This is a genomic window from Aquitalea sp. S1-19 (assembly GCF_024343515.1).
In genome coordinates this window covers 1-3,431 of sequence record NZ_RJTZ01000176.1, presented here as the reverse complement: position 1 = coordinate 3,431, position 3,431 = coordinate 1, and the positions used below count along the sequence as shown (strand labels likewise).

General features: G+C 56.3%; 5 protein-coding genes. 2 read left to right on the top strand and 3 right to left on the bottom strand.

The window, feature by feature from the left end; translation table 11 throughout:
* Together EGI20_RS16650 and EGI20_RS16645 are read left to right on the top strand one after the other, a co-directional pair.
* Nucleotides 1–512, top strand: a 512-nt coding sequence (locus EGI20_RS16650) for a transglutaminase domain-containing protein (protein WP_498632820.1), incomplete at its 5' end; no start/stop codon positions are given.
* Nucleotides 505–1,482 carry a hypothetical protein gene (locus EGI20_RS16645; RefSeq protein ID WP_498632818.1) on the top strand — a complete coding sequence of 326 codons (978 nt, stop codon included), beginning with the start codon at nt 505–507 and terminating at the stop codon, nt 1,480–1,482. The genes EGI20_RS16650 and EGI20_RS16645, both read left to right, overlap by 8 nt.
* A 417-nt stretch (nt 1,483–1,899) precedes the next feature.
* Here EGI20_RS16645 and EGI20_RS16640 read toward each other — a convergent pair whose 3' ends face one another.
* The 3 genes from EGI20_RS16640 to EGI20_RS16630 all read right to left on the bottom strand — a co-directional run.
* Nucleotides 1,900–2,028 (bottom strand): hypothetical protein, encoded by a 129-nt coding sequence (locus tag EGI20_RS16640; RefSeq protein WP_498632816.1) that lies wholly within the window; start codon nt 2,026–2,028, stop codon nt 1,900–1,902.
* A 221-nt stretch (nt 2,029–2,249) separates the two neighbouring features.
* Complete coding sequence (locus EGI20_RS16635; protein WP_498632241.1) at nt 2,250–3,137, bottom strand: DUF4145 domain-containing protein; 888 nt, start codon at nt 3,135–3,137, stop codon at nt 2,250–2,252.
* Between the two features lie 147 nt (nt 3,138–3,284).
* Nucleotides 3,285–3,431 (bottom strand): chorismate-binding protein (locus EGI20_RS16630; protein ID WP_498632821.1); only part of this gene is annotated, 147 nt, incomplete at its 5' end.

Below are 3,431 nucleotides of genomic sequence, written 5' to 3'. Positions count from 1 at the left end.
TCGCCGGGCCGCTGCGTGACGACCCGCACCGCGACTATCTGGCCGCAGTGGATGCGCGTGACCCGGAAATCAATGTGCTCGCATCGCGTCTGGTTAAAGGCTGCGCCGTACGCGATCAGGCTTGCGAGGCGGACAGCATCGCGCGCTTCGTCGCCGACCGTATCGACTACCGCAACGATCCGGATGGCGGGCGCGACTATATCAAGCCGCCGCGGCAGACGCTGGCGGCAGCGGCCGGCGACTGCGAGGACAAGACTATTCTCGCAGTCAGCCTGCTCGAAACGCTGGGCATCCGCAGCGTGATGGTGTTCGAGCCGGGCCATGTCTACCCGATGGCCTGTTTCGAGCACGCGCCCGAAGCACTGCGCGGCAAAGCGGGTCGTCAAATTGCCGGTACCGGAAGCTGCTACGCGCTTGAGCCGACCGCAGAAAATTCTGGCCTGGGGGTGGAGAAGGACACCGGCCGCATCGAGGCGGCCTATCTGGTCAAAGGAGGGCAGCGCCTTGATTAAGCATGGCTGGCATTACGGACGTGTGGCGCTGGGCTTGCTGTGGGCGCTGCTCTGTGCGCCCTTGTGGGCGTCCGAGCTGCATATCGAACACCTGAGCGACGGGCGCACCTCGCTTGCGCTGTCGGGCAACGGTCGCTGGGCGGAGACGGTACATATCGAAGTCACGCCGGCCTGGGCGGTGCAATCCTCGACGCAGTCGTGGCCCATGCAGGTCGAAATCAGGCCGGAAGAAGTGCGCCGGGTCATCGCCGAAATCAGGCTGGCACCGGGGGCGCAGGTCAGCTTCAATCGCCGCAGCCGGCCCGGCCTCGTGTCGGCGCAGCATCAGGACAGCTACGCCTACTTGCGGCCCATCCCCAGCATGGGGGCGCTGGCAGGTGGCGAGGCGCAGGGACGGGCGGTGCTGGGCGAGGCGGTGCGCGTCGCCCGCGACGGCATCGTGGTGCAGGCCGAGGCACGCGATGATGCGGGCTATGTGCTGGTCGCCCACGCGGACGGCACGTTGGGCAGTTATAGCGGGTTCAGGCCGGGGGCAGATTTGCCGCCGGGGCGCTATGTCAATCGCGGCGGCGTGCTCGGGCAAGGGGTCGGCACTTACACGCTGCTGTTCCGTGTCGAGCGCCCCGCCGCCAGTCTCGACGCCGCACAGGCGCCGCAGCCGGTGATCTCCGCCGTCTGGCGCGACGATGTGAAGTTTGTCGCGCAGGTGCTCGCGGTGACTGCCGGGCTGCTGTTTGCCTTCCCGCTGCGCCGCCGCTCTGTGGTGGCGAAACGCACGGCGCGGGCGCCGGCGGGTGGCGGTGCGCAGGTCAACCCCGATGCCTACGCCCAATTGCTGCGCGCAGTCGGTGGCGACGCAGCGATGGTGGAGCGTTTGCTGGCCTATGAGATCAAGCGCGGGGCGAGTCCGTCCGATGCCGCCCAAGCGGCGCTGGAGCGCTTGCAGCGGGACAGGGCGCGAAGTGCTTAGTCGCGAGTGACTTCGCAAAGCGTATTTCGGGTTGGAGTCCGCTGCGCGGACGTTTTGATTGCCGCTTCCGCGCGGCCAACGGGGGTATTTCTTTTGTCTCGCCAAAAGAAATACCCGAAAGAAAAGGCGACCCGAAGCCGCTGCGAAACCCCGCGCCCAAGCCGCCCGCCAAGGCGCCGCCCAACTCGCAATTTGCTAGCGTCAAATTGCTCAAACAAAGGGCGGCTTAAAACCTTGGCGGCCGCCTTTGCCGCGGCTTGCGGCTACGGGGTTTGGGGCGGCTCCCCATTGGTGTGGCTAGTTTGTAAGGCTTTGTAGGGTGGGTTAGCCGCCAGCGGCGGCGTAACCCACAGAAGTATTGCGCCTTGCAAATAGTTGGTGGGTTACGGCCTGTGGCCTAACCCACCCTACGCGCTGCTATTTGCGGATGCTGTCGATGCCGACACCCTGTTCGTCAGCCAGTTCGCGCGGGGTCTTATCGGAGTTGCGGATGTAGGCGCGCACGGCGGGTGTAGTACGCGCATTTTTATGCAGACGAATGTTCAAGATCGGGCCTCGACAGTGGACTGTCGCAGCTTACCCAAAACCTCCCTAGCGAGGAAGAGCGGGTAGCTGCGGATGGATATCCAATTGTCCGAGACCCTACAGTTAAATCATCAGCCACGAAAACGACTGGGTTGGCAAGCGCCGACAGCGGTCTTCAAAAGTGGTAAGCCATTGAACAAAATTAACTATTGACTGTTGCACTTACTTTTTGAATCCACGTTCTAATTACTTGGGCTTTGAGCGATGTAGTGTTGTAGTTTATCTTTTGACCCAGCAAAACTATCAATTTTCCCTATGGTAAGTAATGAGTATGTTCCAGATTTTATTTTTAATATGAGTTGGTCTTCATGAGATTTTAAGTGGCCGTGCAGTCTTCTGGTATCTCGGCCTAGTATGTTTATCAAGGGGCGTTCCACGTTAGTAGGGCTATTTTTTAATTTAATTTCTAGTAGTTTTTCGAATTCAGAATATTCTTTTATTATGGTTTGTAGTGTGGAGTTTACGTCGCTGTCTAATATGTATAGGTTGGTTATTAAGTGTTCTATTACTTTAAGTGCAGCTAAGAGTTTATAAATGTCTGGGGATTGTATTTCATGGGCAGCATCGTTTCCTAAAAATCTGATTGCATGTAGCCGATCTGCGTCCATGATTGAGACGAGTCCTGCTTTTTTTAGTTTATCTATTCGAGTCTCTAGAGTTCTTCCTATGATTTTTTGTTCATTGCAAATTGCTTCAATGGTCGCTCTTAGACCTATTCCTCCTAGTATATTTGATTTTACCTTTATTGCTTCGATTGATTCTTGGTAAATATTCCTTACTACATCAGGTACTCGATCTATATCTTGAATTGACTGGTGGTTGGGGAGGGTTTTAGGATATGTTTCAAAGTCTTTTGGCACATCCCATTCGTTATCTGAAATTTGATAGGCATCTTCAATATAATAGGTGATTATTCTAAAGCTCTTTGTTTCGCAGCCTCGGCATGCGATTATTTGATAGTGGGTATCCATTCGGTAATCATGGAAGCTGTCAATATTTTCATTTATTACATCTTGCCGGGTGTCGCGATTACAGCTGCTGCATGGGGTAATGATGGGCGATTTGCTCATGTATGACTCGATTCAATAATGCGGATTGGTCTATGTGGCCGCTGTGAGTGGCGTAGAGTACTAAATTCTTGAATAGACTTTTAGCTGCTCGGTGGTGTTTCCCGGAGCCATCAGTGTTTCAAATCACTTGGAACGGGCCAAACAGTCTTACCCATCCAGCCCCGCCTGTACCAGTTCCGCCGCGCGGATCACCGCGCGCGCCTTGTTTTGCGTTTCCTGCCATTCCGATTCGGGCACCGAGTCGGCGACGATGCCGGCGCCGGACTGTACGTACAGGGTGTCGTTCTTGATCAC

Bases quoted from the DNA above. Each gene is read 5' to 3' on its own strand.
- EGI20_RS16635 (WP_498632241.1), bottom strand. From the start codon at position 3,137: ATGAGCAAATCGCCCATCATTACCCCATGCAGCAGCTGTAATCGCGAC.